Origin of the sequence: Planktothrix prolifica NIVA-CYA 540 (assembly GCF_963864145.1) — a bacterium.
GTDB lineage: Bacteria > Cyanobacteriota > Cyanobacteriia > Cyanobacteriales > Microcoleaceae > Planktothrix > Planktothrix agardhii.
Window position 1 is genome coordinate 2,601,584 of the sequence record NZ_CAWLTW010000001.1, and the last position, 16,001, is coordinate 2,617,584.

Annotated in this window: 16 protein-coding genes and 1 pseudogene; 9 read left to right on the forward strand and 8 right to left on the reverse strand. The window is 40.7% G+C overall.

Annotation, left to right across the window (positions count from 1 at the left end):
- Nucleotides 1–28 precede the first annotated feature (28 nt).
- Nucleotides 29–346, forward strand: coding sequence for a hypothetical protein (locus tag AC559H_RS11885; RefSeq protein WP_026788660.1), 318 nt, complete (start codon nt 29–31; stop codon nt 344–346).
- Nucleotides 343–705: a hypothetical protein gene (locus AC559H_RS11890; protein ID WP_026788661.1), complete on the forward strand. Its 363-nt coding sequence runs from the start codon at nt 343–345 to the stop codon at nt 703–705. The genes AC559H_RS11885 and AC559H_RS11890 overlap by 4 nt, the downstream gene beginning before the upstream one ends.
- A gap of 130 nt (nt 706–835) precedes the next feature.
- Here the strand turns inward: AC559H_RS11890 and AC559H_RS11895 are convergent, their stop codons facing one another.
- Nucleotides 836–1,075 carry a hypothetical protein gene (locus tag AC559H_RS11895; RefSeq protein ID WP_052349355.1) on the reverse strand — a complete coding sequence of 80 codons (240 nt, stop codon included), beginning with the start codon at nt 1,073–1,075 and terminating at the stop codon, nt 836–838.
- A 145-nt stretch (nt 1,076–1,220) separates the two neighbouring features.
- On the opposite strand from AC559H_RS11895, the gene AC559H_RS11900 reads away from it, so the two are divergent.
- Nucleotides 1,221–2,492 (forward strand): RNA-guided endonuclease InsQ/TnpB family protein, encoded by a 1,272-nt coding sequence (locus tag AC559H_RS11900; RefSeq protein WP_051340427.1) that lies wholly within the window; start codon nt 1,221–1,223, stop codon nt 2,490–2,492.
- Between the two features lie 80 nt (nt 2,493–2,572).
- Here AC559H_RS11900 and AC559H_RS11905 read toward each other — a convergent pair whose 3' ends face one another.
- Both AC559H_RS11905 and AC559H_RS11910 read right to left on the reverse strand, forming a co-directional pair.
- Nucleotides 2,573–2,866 (reverse strand): type II toxin-antitoxin system Phd/YefM family antitoxin, encoded by a 294-nt coding sequence (locus tag AC559H_RS11905; RefSeq protein WP_071782622.1) that lies wholly within the window; start codon nt 2,864–2,866, stop codon nt 2,573–2,575.
- 114 nt (nt 2,867–2,980) lie between these two features.
- A complete protein-coding gene (locus tag AC559H_RS11910) occupies nt 2,981–3,196 on the reverse strand; it encodes a hypothetical protein (protein ID WP_026788663.1) in 216 nt (71 codons plus the stop codon).
- Nucleotides 3,197–3,369: 173 nt separating this feature from the next.
- On the opposite strand from AC559H_RS11910, the gene AC559H_RS11915 reads away from it, so the two are divergent.
- Together AC559H_RS11915 and AC559H_RS11920 are read left to right on the forward strand one after the other, a co-directional pair.
- A complete protein-coding gene (locus AC559H_RS11915) occupies nt 3,370–3,900 on the forward strand; it encodes a nuclear transport factor 2 family protein (protein ID WP_026788664.1) in 531 nt (176 codons plus the stop codon).
- Nucleotides 3,901–4,376: 476 nt separating this feature from the next.
- Nucleotides 4,377–5,549, forward strand: coding sequence for a pyridoxal phosphate-dependent aminotransferase (locus AC559H_RS11920; protein ID WP_026788665.1), 1,173 nt, complete (start codon nt 4,377–4,379; stop codon nt 5,547–5,549).
- A gap of 4 nt (nt 5,550–5,553) precedes the next feature.
- Here AC559H_RS11920 and AC559H_RS11925 read toward each other — a convergent pair whose 3' ends face one another.
- The 5 genes and pseudogenes from AC559H_RS11925 to AC559H_RS11945 form a co-directional block, all read right to left on the reverse strand.
- Nucleotides 5,554–7,608 carry an ABC1 kinase family protein gene (locus tag AC559H_RS11925; RefSeq protein WP_026795723.1) on the reverse strand — a complete coding sequence of 685 codons (2,055 nt, stop codon included), beginning with the start codon at nt 7,606–7,608 and terminating at the stop codon, nt 5,554–5,556.
- Nucleotides 7,609–7,711: 103 nt separating this feature from the next.
- Entirely contained in the window at nt 7,712–8,146 is a 435-nt protein-coding gene (locus AC559H_RS11930) for a hypothetical protein (RefSeq protein WP_026795722.1), read from the reverse strand.
- Between the two features lie 281 nt (nt 8,147–8,427).
- Nucleotides 8,428–9,148: pseudogene (locus AC559H_RS11935) on the reverse strand (ISAs1 family transposase).
- Nucleotides 9,149–9,336: 188 nt separating this feature from the next.
- Nucleotides 9,337–10,122 (reverse strand): nickel pincer cofactor biosynthesis protein LarB, encoded by a 786-nt coding sequence (larB, locus tag AC559H_RS11940; RefSeq protein WP_026795721.1) that lies wholly within the window; start codon nt 10,120–10,122, stop codon nt 9,337–9,339.
- 15 nt (nt 10,123–10,137) lie between these two features.
- The gene (locus AC559H_RS11945; RefSeq protein ID WP_051319843.1) at nt 10,138–11,904 is read right to left on the reverse strand and encodes an ABC transporter substrate-binding protein; all 1,767 of its coding nucleotides are present in this window, start codon (nt 11,902–11,904) and stop codon (nt 10,138–10,140) included.
- A 297-nt stretch (nt 11,905–12,201) separates the two neighbouring features.
- On the opposite strand from AC559H_RS11945, the gene AC559H_RS11950 reads away from it, so the two are divergent.
- The 4 genes from AC559H_RS11950 (at nt 12,202) to AC559H_RS11965 (ending at nt 15,923) form a co-directional block, all read left to right on the forward strand.
- A complete protein-coding gene (locus AC559H_RS11950; protein WP_026795719.1) occupies nt 12,202–13,119 on the forward strand; it encodes a hypothetical protein in 918 nt (305 codons plus the stop codon).
- A gap of 132 nt (nt 13,120–13,251) precedes the next feature.
- Nucleotides 13,252–13,929: a COP23 domain-containing protein gene (locus AC559H_RS11955; RefSeq protein ID WP_051319844.1), complete on the forward strand. Its 678-nt coding sequence runs from the start codon at nt 13,252–13,254 to the stop codon at nt 13,927–13,929.
- A gap of 110 nt (nt 13,930–14,039) precedes the next feature.
- Nucleotides 14,040–14,906 carry a S1 family peptidase gene (locus AC559H_RS11960; RefSeq protein WP_081694837.1) on the forward strand — a complete coding sequence of 289 codons (867 nt, stop codon included), beginning with the start codon at nt 14,040–14,042 and terminating at the stop codon, nt 14,904–14,906.
- Between the two features lie 30 nt (nt 14,907–14,936).
- On the forward strand, nt 14,937–15,923 hold the full coding sequence (locus tag AC559H_RS11965) for a S1 family peptidase (protein WP_081694838.1): 987 nt from the start codon (nt 14,937–14,939) through the stop codon (nt 15,921–15,923).
- Nucleotides 15,924–16,001: the final 78 nt, after the last annotated feature.

Consider the following 16,001-nt stretch of genomic DNA (forward strand, 5'->3'; position numbering starts at 1 on the left):
GGGAGTATAAATCACAAGATTTAACTCCATGACTCAATCACTACCAAAAAAAAGCCCACCTCGCGGCAGAATATTCCCAGAACGCACCTTATCGCCTGAAGCACTAGCTCGACGCAAAGCTGAACGCGAAGTATTTCATAAGCGTTGTCGAGCAATTTTTGAGCAAGTTCGCCCCGCTCTCATCGCAGAACACTATGGCTGGTATATTGCCATTGAACCTGACAGCGGCGATTATTTCATTAACAAAGATCAAGAAGTAGCTAGTCAAGAAGCACGTCATAAACACCCTGATGCCGTACATTGTATGTTTTGCTTAAATGAAAGTGGAGCTACTGGCAAAATATGATTCAGGGTACTTTTGGAAGTAGGGGTGAACTGTTTTTTGAAATTGATTTGATTGCTGCTGATGGCTTAAATCTAACTGTGGAGGCAATGCTAGATACGGGATTTACAGAATTTCTGGCAATTAATAAACAAGATTTAGATGGTCTGGATTGGCAATTCGTCCGGCAAAATGAAATGATCACAGCACAAGGAGAAAGCACTTTTGATGTTTATGCTGGCAAAATACTATTAGGTGAACAAGAATTCGAGATCCCAGTTTTTGCAGGTGATGAGATTCCCGAAGTTTTACTAGGTTCCAGATGGTTAACAATCTTGCCGTTAGCGGTGAATTTTTTGGCGGGAGTTCTCACATTGGGGTAATAACTGATTCTGTCAATATGCTTGATGTTAAGATTTTTGGGCTGATTGTTATTATAGCAATTTAGGATTGAAGGAAATGTGATCGCCCTTAATTTTCCTAAGTGCGATCACCCATCTTTATTTAAGCACATTATCCATCCCTACCTGGAAGTGGACGATCTTGACGCAACTCTCGCTGCCATTTCACCGGATCGCTAATATCAGCACAGACATTACTTGCTGCAATTTTTTCCAATATTTCAACTGTTTTTTGGCGGCGAAACTCAGCACTTAGACTTGATTGATCTTCTTGTAAAGTAACGTAAACTCTAATAGGGCGATCGCTCTGTTTGGGAACATCCCGCGTCCATTCTAAAAGGTTTCCCTTCAATATAGCCTCATAAGATCAAGATGGGAGTGTGGAAACTCAGTGTCTTCAGACCTGAGAGGAAACACGACACAGGGGAATTTATTCCCCTAGAAATATTCAATTATGCTATCATAAAGAAATTAACATAGTCGTGATAGTTGAGTCAATGGCTAAAACAATAGGAGTACAGCAAATATTGTTGTCTCCAGATCTAGAAACCCGTGCATTATTAGAGTATCTCTGTCAGCAGTCAGGCAAAATATACAACACGGGAATTTATTTTGCTCGTCAAACGTTTTTTAAGACAGGGAAATTACTAACAGGAAAGTTTGATTTAGCTTTTGAACCATCGGTAGCCAAGTCTTTATTGGCACAATCAATGCCATCAACACCGATGCAGCAGACCCTAATGTCTGTGACGGAATCCTTTAAATCTTTTAAGAATTTAAAGGATTTGTATATCAAAGGTCAATTGCATTTCCGACCTAAACCTCCTGGTTATTTAAAAAGTTCAAAGTTGTTTAAAGTTGCCTATCCCAATTCGGGAGGACAAAGACCAAAACTGATTGATGGTCAACTTAGATTCGCGCTCGGAACAACAGTCAAAAGATGGTTTGGGGTATCTGAATTTTTCTTGCCCATGCCATCAAACCTTGATTATTCCAAGGTTAAAGAATTTACTATTCTTCCTAAGAACGGTGCTTTTTATCTGGAAATGTCCTACGAAGCAGAGAAACAACACCATGAATTAGATATTAACCAAGCCTTGTCAATTGACCTGGGAACTGCTGATAATTTAGCAGCTTGTGTTGATACCTTGGGAAATTCCTTTTTGATTGATGCTAGAGATTTGAAAGCTAAGAATCAACTTTGGAATAAAAAAGTATCAACACGCAAAGAAGGTAAATCTCAAGGATATTGGGATAATTGGTTAGACCGTGTAACTCGTAAGCGAAATCACCAAATGCGTGACGGGATTAACAAAGCAGCCAAACTGATGATTAACCATTGTCTGAAATATGGCATTGGAACTTTAGTAATGGGTTGGAATGAAGGTTTTAAAATTAATGCTAATTTAGGTAATTTGAATAATCAAAAGTTTGTTCAAATGCCTTTGGGTAAATTAAAATCCCGTGTAAAACAACTTTGTGATTTGCACGGGATTAAATTTGTTGAAACCGAAGAAGCCTATACTTCAAAAGCTAGTTTCTTAGATGGAGACTCCCTGCCCAAATACGGTGAAAAACTGATGGGGTGGAAAGCATCTGGAAATAGAATTAAGCGTGGTCTTTATCGGACATCTGATGGTTTTGTTGTTAATGCTGATCTAAATGGGGCAGCAAATATCCTCAGAAAAGTATCGGGAAGATTGGGTATAATGCTCAATCAACTCAGTAGACGATATGCGGCAGTCGTAGCGAGAATTAAGTTAAACTAATTCTGTCCGCAGAATCTCAGCGTCTTCAGACCTGAGAGTGTCAAATATTCGCTGCATATCATCTCTAAACTATTTTTTTACTATTCTAACCTTTGAATAATTGTTTCGCTCCTTTCTTCCCCAAAGTGCGATCGCACATTTCTATCTTCCCCAAAATCTGGTAATGGTGCATCAAAATCATTACTTGTCCATATTTCTCCCTGGTGTAGTCCGGCTATTCGAGGTACATTTTGTTGAGCAATAGGAACTAGACGAGCTAACGGGTTATTACCATCTGTCAGTAAAATCTCTATCCCTTCATCAACCAGGTGTAATAATTCTTGCACGCTCATTTGTGAACGACTAATATCTACTGTTTTTTGAACTGTGGTCATATTAAGTCACCATATTGTTACTATTATAGCCCTTTCTAAATAGTTTGGATTTCGCTCCATAAAATAAATCAAAGGCGCGGTGTCTAATCCCACAACTTTTCCGGTGTAACTGAGCTATCCATTCCATGAATTTCGTTCGTGATTCACATATTCTTGAGCATCAATCCCATGCCAAATTTCCTCACCCAATCCTTCTAATTCTAAAATACTACGCTTAGGTTTAGGCTGAAATTGGTGACGAACATATACTAATAATTCAGAGATGAGTCGCAGTTGCTCATCTGGTGTAAGTCTTAGAACCTGAGTCAATACCGCGCTATAAGTAGACATAGATTCTTGATTAAGATTTTTGGGTTGATTATTATTATAGCAATTTAGGATCGAGGGAAATGCGATCGCACTAATAACTAAGCAAAAGTATGTTAATATTTAGGGAGTATAAATCACAAGATTTAACTCCATTCAAACGTTAGGTAGTAATCAACCCAGAGGAAGGGTACGACATGTCATCTCCCAGCCTGCAGGCAAAACTTGATGCGATCTTCAGTGCCCATATGGACGCGGAACTGGTCGGCGACCTTGACCAGACGCTGGCTACGATGGCGCCGAATCCGCATCTAGTGAACGTGCCAACCATGGTTGGCGGCCAAGGTTCGCGAGGCGTCAGGGCGTTCTACGCGAAACGCTTGATCGGCCAGTTCTTTCCGCCTGACGTCATGTTTGAAACGGTGTCGCGCACATACAGCGAGGAACGGCTGATCGATGAGATCATCATCTCGTTCACGCACACAAGCAAGATTGACTGGATGCTGCCAGGAGTCGAGCCCACAGGGAAACGGGTTGAAGCGGTGTTCGTGGTGATCGTCGGGATCGAAGGTGACAAGGTCTCCTACGAGCACATCGTGTGGGATCAGGCGAGTGTGCTCGTGCAACTGGGCCTGCTCGATCCGAAAGGTCTTCCAGTCGTTGGCGCGGGTGCCGCCGCCAAGTTGAGAAATCCGGCGTTGCCGGACCCGTTCTTCAATGAGGGCTAGCTGGGGCTTAATGCCAACCAATGCAGACCTAACAACAGCATACAGCGGACGGCGTTCGCGCCGCCGATGATGCTGATCGTTATACTGTAAACCCTTCGTCCAAAATCATTGCCAATTGCTAATATATATGTTAGGACTCTAGCATTGCTTTTCTCTATCAACACTAACCAAAAGCGCGATCTGGTTATGCTATATTATTAAGTGCGTTTTGTATATACAATATCATGCAGTTTGAATGGGTTGACTGTTTCGTCGATAAAATAAATGCTTAACTTTATTAATAAAAATTGGTAAACGGTCTGAAAACTATTTAACCCTAAATAATTATCCATTAACCTCAATAGATTAAGATTTGTTGTAGAAAAACCGTAGCAATTCTAATATAATGTTATCATTCTATAACAAATGGGTTGCCACGATGCAATCCCCCTCCTAGAATCTAAAGATTGAAACAGAAAATTACAGATTTTTAAAGTATGAAGCTAGCAGCGCGAGTAGAAAAAGTTCCACCGTCTGTAACGCTGGCGATCTCAGCGAAGGCAAAAGCAATGAAAGCTGAGGGGATGGATGTCTTAAATTTTAGCGTAGGCGAACCGGACTTCGATACCCCTCCACATATTGTTGCTGCGGCTAAAAAAGCCTTGGATGAAGGCAAAACTCGCTATGGCCCAGCAGCAGGGGAACCCCTGTTACGATCATTAATTGCCCAAACCTTAAGTAAAGAAACAGGTTTAGACTATAAAAGTGACAATATTATTGTTACTAATGGGGGTAAACATTCCCTCTATAATTTGATGGTGGCGGTGATTGATCCAGGGGATGAAGTAATTATTCCGTCTCCCTATTGGTTGAGTTATCCTGAAATGGTAAAACTGGTGGAAGGGATTCCGGTTATTGTGCCAACGGGTGCAGAAACTGGTTATAAAATCACCCCGGATTTATTGCGCCAAACTATTACACCCAAGACTAAACTTTTTGTTTTGAATTCTCCTTCTAATCCGACGGGAATGGTGTATACCCCAGAGGAAGTTCGCGCCTTAGCTGAGGTTGTTGTAGAAGCGGGTATTTTAGTGGTTTCGGATGAAATTTATTCTAAAATTATTTATGATGATGCTCAACATTTAAGTATTGCTGCTGCCCATCCTGAAAGCTATAAATCTACTTTAATTAGTAGTGGTTTTGCCAAATCCTTTGCCATGACGGGCTGGCGTCTGGGTTATTTAGCCGGAGATGTGGATATTATTAAAGCCACAACTCGTATACAAGGTCATAGTACCTCTAATGTTTGTACTTTTGCTCAATATGGGGCGATCGCTGCTTTAGAAAACTCCCTCGATTGTGTGGAGGAAATGCGTCTAGCTTTTGCGAAACGACGAGAAGTAATGTTCAATTTATTAAATGCAATTTCAGGAATTAGTTGTCTAAAACCTGATGGTGCATTTTATATGTACATTAATATTGAAAAAACAGGTTTAAATTCCGTTGAATTCTGTAATTCCTTACTAGAAGAAAAACATTTAGCCTCCGTACCAGGCCATGCTTTTGGAAATGATGACCATATTCGTTTATCTTACGCAACGGATTTAATCACGATTGAAAAAGGAATCAAGCGATTAGAGGAATTTGTTCATTCTAAGATTAAGGTATAATCAATTAACGACTGGGTGGTAGAGATAGGGGCTGTTTAGGCAAGGATTTTCCTTGACTAGAATCTCCGTTTTTTTCAACAGTAGATCCTAATTGATTATCCTCATAAATTAGAGGATCAGAAGATAGAAATAACTCCCGAATCAGTCTGGCGGCGGCTCGTTGAGCTAATTCCCCCGCCACTTTTTGGCTCAGGTTTTGTACTTCTGGTTTAACCATTAAACCAGGAACTCGCTGGACTAATAGCATGGGATCAAAGCCTTTCGTATCTTGGAGAATACCCACAATTCTTTGAATTTGTTCTAAATTATTCTGATTGGGGGTGGTTTGAGGGGCTGTGGTGGGAGTTGGGGGGACTTTGACTCCCATCCATTCCGCTACTTTAGATTGGGCTGTGGTCAACGCATTACGAGAGGCTGTATCAATACCTTTAACCAACTCATTCCCTAACTGTTCTCGAATCAATTCTCCCCGCTCTGAAAATAAAAAGTCTAGGGTTTGATCCAGCATTTGGTTGATATCATAATCCTCGCTATTTTGGGCATTTTTGAGTAAATTTTCTAAACGATTCCATCGAAATGATCCATCTTTAAACAATAAATCTTTTAAGGAGGTTCTTAACTCGACAGAAGGATCGGTTAAAAGTCGTTTTGCTACATAAGGATAGGCTTTACTTAACACTTTAAAATTGGGATCAACATTAATGGCAATCCCCTCTAAGGTGACTAAAGATCGAATAATTAAGGCATAATAAGCCGGAACTTGGAAAGGGTACTCATACATTAACTCAGAGAGTTGATCCGTAATACTCTTAAAATTTAGTTCGGCAACACTCGCCCCCAAAGCATTACTAAACACTTCTGCTAAAGCCGGAATAATTGGGGTTAAATCGGTTTCAGGCTTTAAAAATTCTAACTTCACATAATCTTTCGCTAATCCTTCAAAATCCCGATTAACTAAATGCACAATAGCCTCTAATAACCCATATCTTTGATAGGGTTTGACCTCGCTCATCATGCCAAAATCGAGATAGACTAATTTTCCTTCAGGACTGGCTAATAAATTACCTGGATGGGGATCGGCATGGAAAAACCCATGTTCCAATAATTGCCTTAAAGAACATTGTACCCCCACTTCAATTAAGTAACGGGCATCAATTCCTCGGGCAGTAACTTCTTCTAAATTGGTTAATTTAGTTCCGTTAATCCACTCCATGGTTAAAACCCGTCGCCCGGTATAACCCCAATAAATTCTAGGCACATAAATATCGGGAATATTACCGTAAAGTTGTTTAAATCGTTCGGCATTTCTGCCTTCGTGGTTGTAGTCCATTTCTTCATAAATTCTTTCCCCAAATTCATCCATGATGGCGACTAAATCACTGCGGATAAATTTGAATCTTTTCTTTGCAAACTGGGCTAGGGTTCGTAAAATATAAATATCCAGGGCAATACTTTCGGATAAACCTGGACGTTGAACTTTGACTGCAACGGTTTCTCCGGTTTTTAATTTGCCTTTATAAACCTGTCCCAAGGAAGCCGCAGCTAGGGGATCGGCACTTAATTCTGCATAGATATTATCGGGGTGATCGCCTAATTCTTCTTCAATAAATTGATAGGCAACTTCATTGGAGAACGGGGGAAGTTGATCTTGTAATTTGGTTAGTTCGTCTAAATATAAAGTAGGCATAACGTCGGGCCGGGTGGAGAGGGCCTGTCCAACTTTAATAAAGGCTGGGCCGAATTCGGTTAATATAGTTCGCAGTTGAATTGCCCGTTTTCTCTCGGTTTTAACTTTTTTTCCCCGTTTGCCATCAAACCATAATCCTAGGGCGAAGGAACCGAATTTCCAAATAATTCTAAATAGGCGTCCCCAGACTTGGAACAATCGAGAACGGTAATAGTCGGCAATGGCAACGGGATCGTAGCGCAGAGTAGGTTGATCCGATTCCTTGTGGATGGTTCCCTCTGGCCGGGGATGATGTTCGTCCATGGACTTGGAGGAAACATCAATGGTGGCAGGGGAAAATGATCCGTTCGGTTCGAGTTGGGTAATAGTCATGGGGTGAATTTAAATCAAGCCGGGGCTGAGTTTCGAATTTATATTAACTATTGTAACAACATTCCTATCAGTGTAGAGAGACGCGCCATGGCACGTCTCTACTTCAATCCAGATTTTCTGTTTCTCGGTTGGGTGCAAGTCGGTTGCACATATTCAATAAATGGAGACGGGTACTCACGGGAAGACGGGGTAGGGGGACTTCCAGATTTGGCCAGGTGGGTAAATCAAAACAGGGACAACAATTGGGGGGCATTCCGGCAACTTTCACCGGAACCATCAGGGAACACCGCCCACAGGATTCGATTTCCCATTGGGAGGAAAGTAGGTCTTCAATGGTTTGCTCGGTTCCATCTAAATAGCATTCTCCAGACTCGGGGGATAGAATTTCGTTCCAGCATTCCTCAAACTGTTGGCTATACCTTTCTCCTTGAACCACCGGTTGCGGTAGGCGGTAGTCTGCGCCGTTGCGAATGAATACTTTTTTGCCTAACTGCAACCAGTGGGCCAAATATTGTTTAACTTGATTTTGGGAAGCCATGATTTTAATTTTTTGAGGTTTTATAGCAGGGAACACCGGGTGCACGGGGGGTTTGGGGGGGCTGTTGGCAGGGCTGTTTCATTTTCCAAAATTGGGGACTCAATTTAACTCCCCAATTTTTGCCTCATTCGGCGAAAAAACCGAGTAATTCTAACTGAATTATCAGGAATATTGCTCAAGGTATCATCTTTCTGATTTTTAAGCAAAAAAAACTTCTCTATATCTTTACCATAGAGGATTTATATCTATTTTATTTGGATTTTTGCCGCTGATTTACTCGATTATCTTGAGGATTTCAGGGGAAACAGTTCCGAGATAATAAAAATTTTGTGCCAGTGATCAGTTAACCACCGTTGTCCTTCTGTTATTGATACAAAACCCCAACTTCTGAAAAGATTGATCACCAGAGTTTTTAGAGTTGAGAAGTTGGTAGCCGCTTGAAAGTTACGGATTCGGCTTTTATCTTCTTGAAAAATTACATCTTTTACCCAATGGCATTGATTCTCAATCCCCCAATGTCCTTTAATAATTTGAGCTAAGGTTTTCGCCTCGTTGACTGCACTACTGATATAATATACTTTTTCTTTGTAGGGTTTTTTCCCTCTGTTGCCACTTCTTTCTATCTGAATCACAATTTTCAGATGTTTCCAGCCTTTGTGAAAGTTGCTATTCACTTGATAAACCGAAACTTTTTTGTTCTCCAACTTTTTCAGGTTTAATACACATCTCATTAAATATCTCGATTAAATTTGACCAATCTACTCCTTCTATTACTCTTCTTATTGTTGAGTATGATGGCGGTTTTTCTAGCTGAATTTTTAAAACTTGACTGAGTTCTTTTTGATTGATTTTAGCAAAATTTTCGATTTCTCTGTACCCTAAATTTCTCGACATTAGCCCCAAAATGACTATTAATAATACTACCCAAATCGGATGCCTTATTCCTTGGGCTTTCCGGTAATCCTTGACTTTTTTCAGTTTTTCTATTAGAGTTGTTAGCATCTTTATTTTTGTAAAAAACTAGCGGTCGCTCTTGATTTTATCAGGTAGCGATCGCTCTTTCTTTACTCTTTTCCACCCGACTTTGAAACAGCCCTGCCGTGCACGGGGGGCTAGGGGGGGCTGTTCCGGTGTTCCCTCTCTCAACTAGGTAATTTATTTTGTGTAACTACTTAATAGGGAACCCTTGCTTAATGCTCAATTTTGCGTTTTAAGCGTTCTCCTAATCTTAAAATTTGACAGGCTAAAATTGCCGCCCCAAACCCATTATCAATATTCACCACTCCTACCCCGGTGGCGCAGGAATTCAACATGGTTAATAGGGGGGCTAACCCGTTAAAATTGGCTCCATAACCGACGCTGGTGGGAACCGCAATTACCGGACAATCGGCTAATCCTCCAACTACAGTCGGTAAGGCTCCTTCCATTCCAGCCACCACAATTAACACATCCGCATCGGCAATCACGGGCCAATTACTTAGTAAGCGATGAATTCCGGCAACTCCTACATCTGATAACCGTTTTACCTCAAAACCAGATAAGGTAGCGGTGATTGCAGCTTCTTCCGCCACAGGTAAATCGGCGGTTCCGGCGGTTAAAATCGTAATTATTCCTGTAGAATTAGATCGGGGAATTTCATCCGGGTGAATAGCACAAATTTTAGCGATTTCGTAATATCTTAAATCGGGGATTTGGGCTTGCAATTGTTGATAAACATGGGGTTCAATTCGAGTTGCCATCACTACCGGATTTTGCTGACGCATTACCTCGATAATCTTAATAATTTGTTCCGGGGTTTTATTTAATCCCCAAATCACTTCGGGAAATCCGGTTCTTAATTTGCGATGATGGTCAATGCGGGCAAAATCTCCGACGGGTTCAAAATCAAAGTATTTGATTTTATCTAAGGCATCAGTCGGGGTAATTTCACCGGATGCAACGGATTCAAGTAACTGTTGTAATGCTTCAGGATTCATCAGAATTTAAACCGATTATTCAGCAATTTTGAGTTCATACAAATTCCAAAATCCTCCCCCTAATGGGGTGTATTCAACGCCTTCAACCCGATCTCGGATGGCTTCAAAGGCGAGGGGATTTACCATATATAATAGGGGCAGTTCTTCGGAAATAATTTTTTGAGCTTTTCCATAAAGTTCTTTGCGTTTTTTCGGATCAAATTCCTGGGAAGCTTTCACAAATAAATCATCCACTTGTTTTTCCCAATCGGAAACTTGCCAATCGGTAATCCCGGTTTCTCCGGGTTGGGGCCCCTGATTAAAGGTGTGTAATCTTCCCTGCACTGACCAAATATTATAACCCCCGTGAGGTTCAATTCCTCCTCCACTGAATCCCCCTAAATAGGCATCCCAATTCCGAGAACTGGAAAGACGTTCGACTAAGGTATTAAAGCTGAGAAATAATAAATCAACTTGAATCCCAATTTTACCCAGATCTTGGTTAATTTGAGTTACCATTTGTTCCCGAATTTTTTTCCCGGCACTGGTTAAGAGGGTAAAGCGAACAATATTACCGTCACTATCGAGTAATTGTCCTTGATCATTATACTTAAATCCCGCATCAATTAGTATTTGTCTAGCCTTTTCGGGATTATATGTGTAGGTTTTTAATCCTTCTTCTGGGGATAAATAAAAGGGGCTTTGGACTGGAATGGGAGAATGTTGGAGTTCTCCTAATCCCAAATAAAAATTATTTTTCATCGCCTCACGATTAATGGCATAATAAACCGCCTGTCGGAAGGCTTTATTATTAAACCATTTAGACTTTATCGGATCAACAAAGGGTTTTCCTTGGGCATTTTTTCCGCGATTTAGATTTAATGACATAAACACGGTTCCCATATCGGGGCCAGAATTATAAATAGTATATTTCCCTCGTTTTTCTTCGGGTTTTAATAAGGGAAATGTTTCCGTTTGTACCGTTAAAGTATCTAGGGAACCGGAACGAAAATCCAATAATTGAGTATCGGTACTTTCAATAATTTGCCAGACAATTTCTTCAATATAGGGTTGGGAATTTCCCTGTTTATCTTTGCGCCAATAATAGGGATTTCTTTCTAAAATTACCCGTTGATAAGGAGTATAACTTTTGATCCGATATTGACCATTACCAACAATATCTTGAGGGTTGGTATCGGTTCCCCAAGTAGTTAAAAATTTGGGGTTTCCCTCACTATCTGTTTCGGTAATTGAATCTTTTAAAATGTGGGCTGGTAAAATACTTAATCCGGCTACATATTGTAAAAAAGGTGCAAAGGGTTCAGCAACGGCAAACTCCACCCGGCGATTATCTAATTTTTTGACCGTCGGAAAGCTGCGACTTTTTCCCACTCGTAAAATATCTTTAAAACTGCTGGGAATTTTATCGTTTAAATAAATATCGTTATAGGTAAAAATAATATCATCGACGGTTAAGGGTTTTCCATCTGACCACTTCAACCCGTCTTTTAAAGTAATAATAATTTTTTGTTTATCATCAGAAATTTCCCACCCTTCGGCTAAACCGGATTTAGGAATTAATTCTCCGGTTACAGGGTCGTCTTGAATTAACGGGTCATACAAATAACCAAAGACGGTATAGGCCGATTGACTCAAGGGCGGATTAAAGGTGGCTGGGCCGCTGGGCGTGGCTACCACCAACCGAGATGGAATTTGGGATTGAGCGGTACTACAGGCGCTTAGAACCAGGGCTAAGAGGATGAATAAAGTCTTTTGGAACCAATGGGTTTTGAATAGGATCATATTTCAGAAATTATTTCAACTTTTCGGAATCCTACAACATTTTTTGATTTTTTAGCCGTTTTATTTTTTCATGGGCTTCCCAAAATTACTTTTTTATGAGAAGACTTTATATCTAAAAATACAACTTCTGATTCCTTGTTTCCAAAATTTACGTTTTGTAACAATTACTTAACATAGCATGACAACCAATTAGCTATCTTTTATTATAGAAATAAATGATTCGATGGATTTATAGAAGCTAATTAATTTTAACTTTTGCTTTAGATTCATCTGAGACTGAGGGAAGGTTAATGGACAATGAAGTACATTAAGTTGTTTCAAGGAATTGTTCTAGCCGTTGCCATGATAGGTGCGACAACGGCAGGTTTGATCGGCAGAGTTATGGCACAGCAAGTGCTAGAGTCCTCAAAGACTCTTTCTGGTAGAATCGATTCTTCATCAAATCCTGTTGCTGTTCCTGGTAAAGGTTATCATCCTGGAGTACAGTACACCTTTGAGGCTGTAGCAGCTGATAATATTCAAATCACAGCGATAAGAGAAGAAGGCTCTACAGTTGATATTATTTTAGTGGTGTATCCACCCAATCAATCACCTATTGGCCCTATTGATCTGGACTTAGCTGGAGGTCAACAGGAGGTTTTTGGTAAAAATTCTGCTAGTAGTGGGGGGACGTGGAAAGTTAGTGTAGTTTCTTATAATGATAAGCCTGGAAATTACTATATCACCCTTGTTATTAAACGTAATAATACTGTGGTGATACCCCAAGAAAAGTTGCCCTATGCCGACGAGGTGATGAAAAAACTAAACTTAACCTCAACGGCTTGCAGTACCCCTGATGTTGTTGCAGTTATTGACATTAGAGGTGAAAAAAGATGTACAAGGGGTTGGGACTCAGGAGAGTGGGTTTATGATGAAAGCATAAATCAGCTAGCCGCTAAACAACCTGCTGATCCCTATATTGCAATGATCAATAGTTGGGGAGCAACTCGCGTCGATTGTAACGCGGGGACAGCTTTAGTGAAGATTGCTTTTGAAGCAAACAAAGTTTACTGTATTGTACCGACTTCAGAAGTACAGGCTGGGAACTATGCCTATGATCAGGCAAGTGGCGAGATTGTTCCTCTGGATGCTCCCCCACCTCCTAGTAATCCTTCACCCGACTATACGCCGACACCAGTAACTAATCCACAACCAACTGACGACGGGCGGTTCTGACTGGTTGTTAAAAAAACTCTAAAAGAGTTGCGGATTAGTTAAAACAGGTGGGGATTAATTAATCGTAACAACTTGATAATTAGGATGCTTTTGTTCAATCTTTTACCCATATTAATTAGGAGAAAAAATCTCATGAAATCCCAATGGCTCATTTCCTTATCATGTTTAGCAATAGCTGTAGCAGGTATGGTGACGTTAACCAGTGAAGCCCAAGCTGGTCGAATGCCCCCCGTCAGAACGAACCCTGGAACCCAAGCACCTCAACCACCGCGCCCTCCACAACCGCCACCTGTACAGCCACCAGCGATGACAACTGTTCGTTGTGTAGGTACAGTAACGGTTGCGGAAAAAAATGGCCGACAAGCACCCGTTATTACATGGACTACAGGTTATTTTGGAGATCAATATACTCCTCAAACCCGATGCCAAATGGTTTCCCCTAAACTGAACAGTGCCGTCGCTGCGAATGGAGGAAGTTTTAATGGAATGCTTTTTAATTCTGGAACTGTCAACGGTCTATTGGTGGTTTGTATTCTAAGGGCAGGTCAATCTGATTGCAACTCCGGCAATATGTTGTTTACTCTCAAACCCGAAAATCGACCTCGCGTTGGACAAATTCTGCAAGAGTTAACAAATTTTGGAGTATCAGGATCAAGTAGTATTGTGGAAGATAGTGGTGAAGGAGTACAAGTTGATATTAGTGATTTAGATCAGGAATTAGGAGCTTCTGAGCCTACTTATGCACCTCAGCCATCTGGGTCTGCACCTCAGCCTGTACCTCAAGCTGCTCCAGATGATACACCTTTCTGATCTCTTGTTGTAATCACTCTCTAAAAATTAACGAGGTAAGCTCTTGTTGAGGGGTTGTCCTATGGAGGCATCCCCCTACTCTTTTAAAATTAATATTGATTGGCTTCACAATGGAGTTACTATCTACCTTAATTGGGTTGCAACTATTCGCTATTAATCCTGTATTCGGGGAATTGTTATGGGGTAGAAGAATTCCCTTTCTAACTCAGCCTCGGAGTTTAATCACAAGTACCGCCAAGGTTCAATCCTCGGAAATACTAACTTCCCGTTTACCGCCCGTGGCGGTATCAGTTCCAGAAATTGCTAGACAAGTTACCGTTAGAATTCTAACAGAACCCGGTTTAGGATCGGGCGTAATTATTGATCGCCAAGGACAAACCTATACCGTCTTGACTTGCTATCATGTTGTGGAAAATAGCTATTACAACCAATACACAGTTCTTACCTCAGACGGTCAATCCTATCATGCTGAATGGCTGCGGTCTGTTCAGTTTTCAAACTTAGATTTAGCTTTAATTCAGTTTACGAGTAACCAATCCTATCAAGTGGCTACCATAGACTTACAGCCACTTGCAACTGGCGAATTAGTTTATGCCGCTGGATTTCCGAATTGGTATTGGCCCAACCCAAATTCACCCTTAAGTACAAAGGATTGGGGAAATAAAGCTTACCATTTAACAGTGGGAAAGGTAGGAATGTTGTTGGCGCGATCGCTTCCCAAAGGATACCAACTCGGTTACACCAATGAAGTTGAAAATGGCATGAGTGGAGGGCCTGTTTTCAATCAATACGGTCGGTTAATCGGCATTAATGGTCGCCTCAAATATCCGTTTCAAGGAATTGATGTGTTTAAATTTGAGGATGGAACAGTCCCTTCAGAGGATTTATTTCAGCAAATGGAAGCCTTAAGTTGGGCGATTCCCATTTCGCTGTATCAGAAACCCCAAACTCCTCCGGTTTCAGAAACATTATTTTAGAACTCAGGAGTTTTTACACAATTAGAGTTGATGATGTTAACAATTATGATTATCTCCCGTCGAGGCTCTAAAATCTTGTCGTTGTTTTTAGGGGTAATTACAGCGTTCAGCTTAATTTTATTCAGTTACCCTTCTCAAGCAATTACGCCCGATGATATTGATGCAATGTCTTCTCAAACTACAGTTTTAATTGGGCAAGCTTTAAACACAAGTGATGGAAGGCAAGAAGTCTTTAATCCTGGTTCGGGTGTGATTGTTGCCCGCAATGGAAATACTTATTATGCAGTTACCAATACTCACGTTGTTAAACGACCTAATCCCGAAGGTCTTTGGGGAGTCGTGACCTGGGATGAAAAATTTCATGAAGTTTTGGATGTTGGGGATAATATTATTCGATTTGGCAACTATCAGTCCAGGGATTTACCCATTGCAGGCTTTGACTTAGCCTTAGTTAAATTCACTGCTAATAAGGATTATCCAATTGCTGTCATGGGTAATTCTGAACAGATTCAAGTTAATGAGCCAGTTTATCTATCCGGTTGGCCTAAACCAGAAGACGGACTTATTAGGATTAAGCGTGTTTTTAGTCCCGGTCAGTTAGTTAAAGTTGATGATACTCCCTTTTCAAATGGTGGGTATAACATTATGTATGATAACTGGACTAAACCAGGGATGAGTGGGAGTCCAGTGTTTAATCAAAATGGAGAATTAATTGGAATTCATGCTGCTGGAAGAAGAAATGGGAATAATTACTGTATTGATCCAGAGTTAAATCTTAATAGTAGTTGTGGAATTGAATCGGTTTATTTGATTAGTCAACTGGAAGCTAAACGGATTAGATTAGCTTTTAATCCGCCACCCGTCAATCCTTCGGTAATTGCCAAAGGACGGGCAAATAAAGCTGAGGCAGATGTGATTGAAGATGTGTACAAAATATTTAATCGGGTAGAATCACAACTCAGAGATTGTCCAACCGGAGTGCTGATTGATCAGCCTGGATGTGAAAGTCTCTTCTAGTGCTATAGAAATCCTATTTCAATTGTAAAATCCTTCTGTTCCCTATTCCCTATTAATATAATCTAGTCTGGTTTACCA

Bases quoted from the DNA above. Each gene is read 5' to 3' on its own strand.
- AC559H_RS11930 (WP_026795722.1), bottom strand. From the start codon at position 8,146: ATGGCTTCCCAAAATCAAGTTAAACAATATTTGGCCCACTGGTTGCAG.
- larB (WP_026795721.1), bottom strand. From the start codon at position 10,122: ATGAATCCTGAAGCATTACAACAGTTACTTGAATCCGTTGCATCCGGT.
- AC559H_RS11900 (WP_051340427.1), top strand. From the start codon at position 1,221: ATGGCTAAAACAATAGGAGTACAGCAAATATTGTTGTCTCCAGATCTA.
- AC559H_RS11910 (WP_026788663.1), bottom strand. From the start codon at position 3,196: ATGTCTACTTATAGCGCGGTATTGACTCAGGTTCTAAGACTTACACCA.
- AC559H_RS11905 (WP_071782622.1), bottom strand. From the start codon at position 2,866: ATGACCACAGTTCAAAAAACAGTAGATATTAGTCGTTCACAAATGAGC.
- AC559H_RS11965 (WP_081694838.1), top strand. From the start codon at position 14,937: ATGATGTTAACAATTATGATTATCTCCCGTCGAGGCTCTAAAATCTTG.
- AC559H_RS11960 (WP_081694837.1), top strand. From the start codon at position 14,040: ATGGAGTTACTATCTACCTTAATTGGGTTGCAACTATTCGCTATTAAT.
- AC559H_RS11955 (WP_051319844.1), top strand. From the start codon at position 13,252: ATGAAATCCCAATGGCTCATTTCCTTATCATGTTTAGCAATAGCTGTA.
- AC559H_RS11920 (WP_026788665.1), top strand. From the start codon at position 4,377: ATGAAGCTAGCAGCGCGAGTAGAAAAAGTTCCACCGTCTGTAACGCTG.
- AC559H_RS11945 (WP_051319843.1), bottom strand. From the start codon at position 11,904: ATGATCCTATTCAAAACCCATTGGTTCCAAAAGACTTTATTCATCCTC.
- AC559H_RS11885 (WP_026788660.1), top strand. From the start codon at position 29: ATGACTCAATCACTACCAAAAAAAAGCCCACCTCGCGGCAGAATATTC.
- AC559H_RS11890 (WP_026788661.1), top strand. From the start codon at position 343: ATGATTCAGGGTACTTTTGGAAGTAGGGGTGAACTGTTTTTTGAAATT.
- AC559H_RS11915 (WP_026788664.1), top strand. From the start codon at position 3,370: ATGTCATCTCCCAGCCTGCAGGCAAAACTTGATGCGATCTTCAGTGCC.
- AC559H_RS11925 (WP_026795723.1), bottom strand. From the start codon at position 7,608: ATGACTATTACCCAACTCGAACCGAACGGATCATTTTCCCCTGCCACC.
- AC559H_RS11950 (WP_026795719.1), top strand. From the start codon at position 12,202: ATGAAGTACATTAAGTTGTTTCAAGGAATTGTTCTAGCCGTTGCCATG.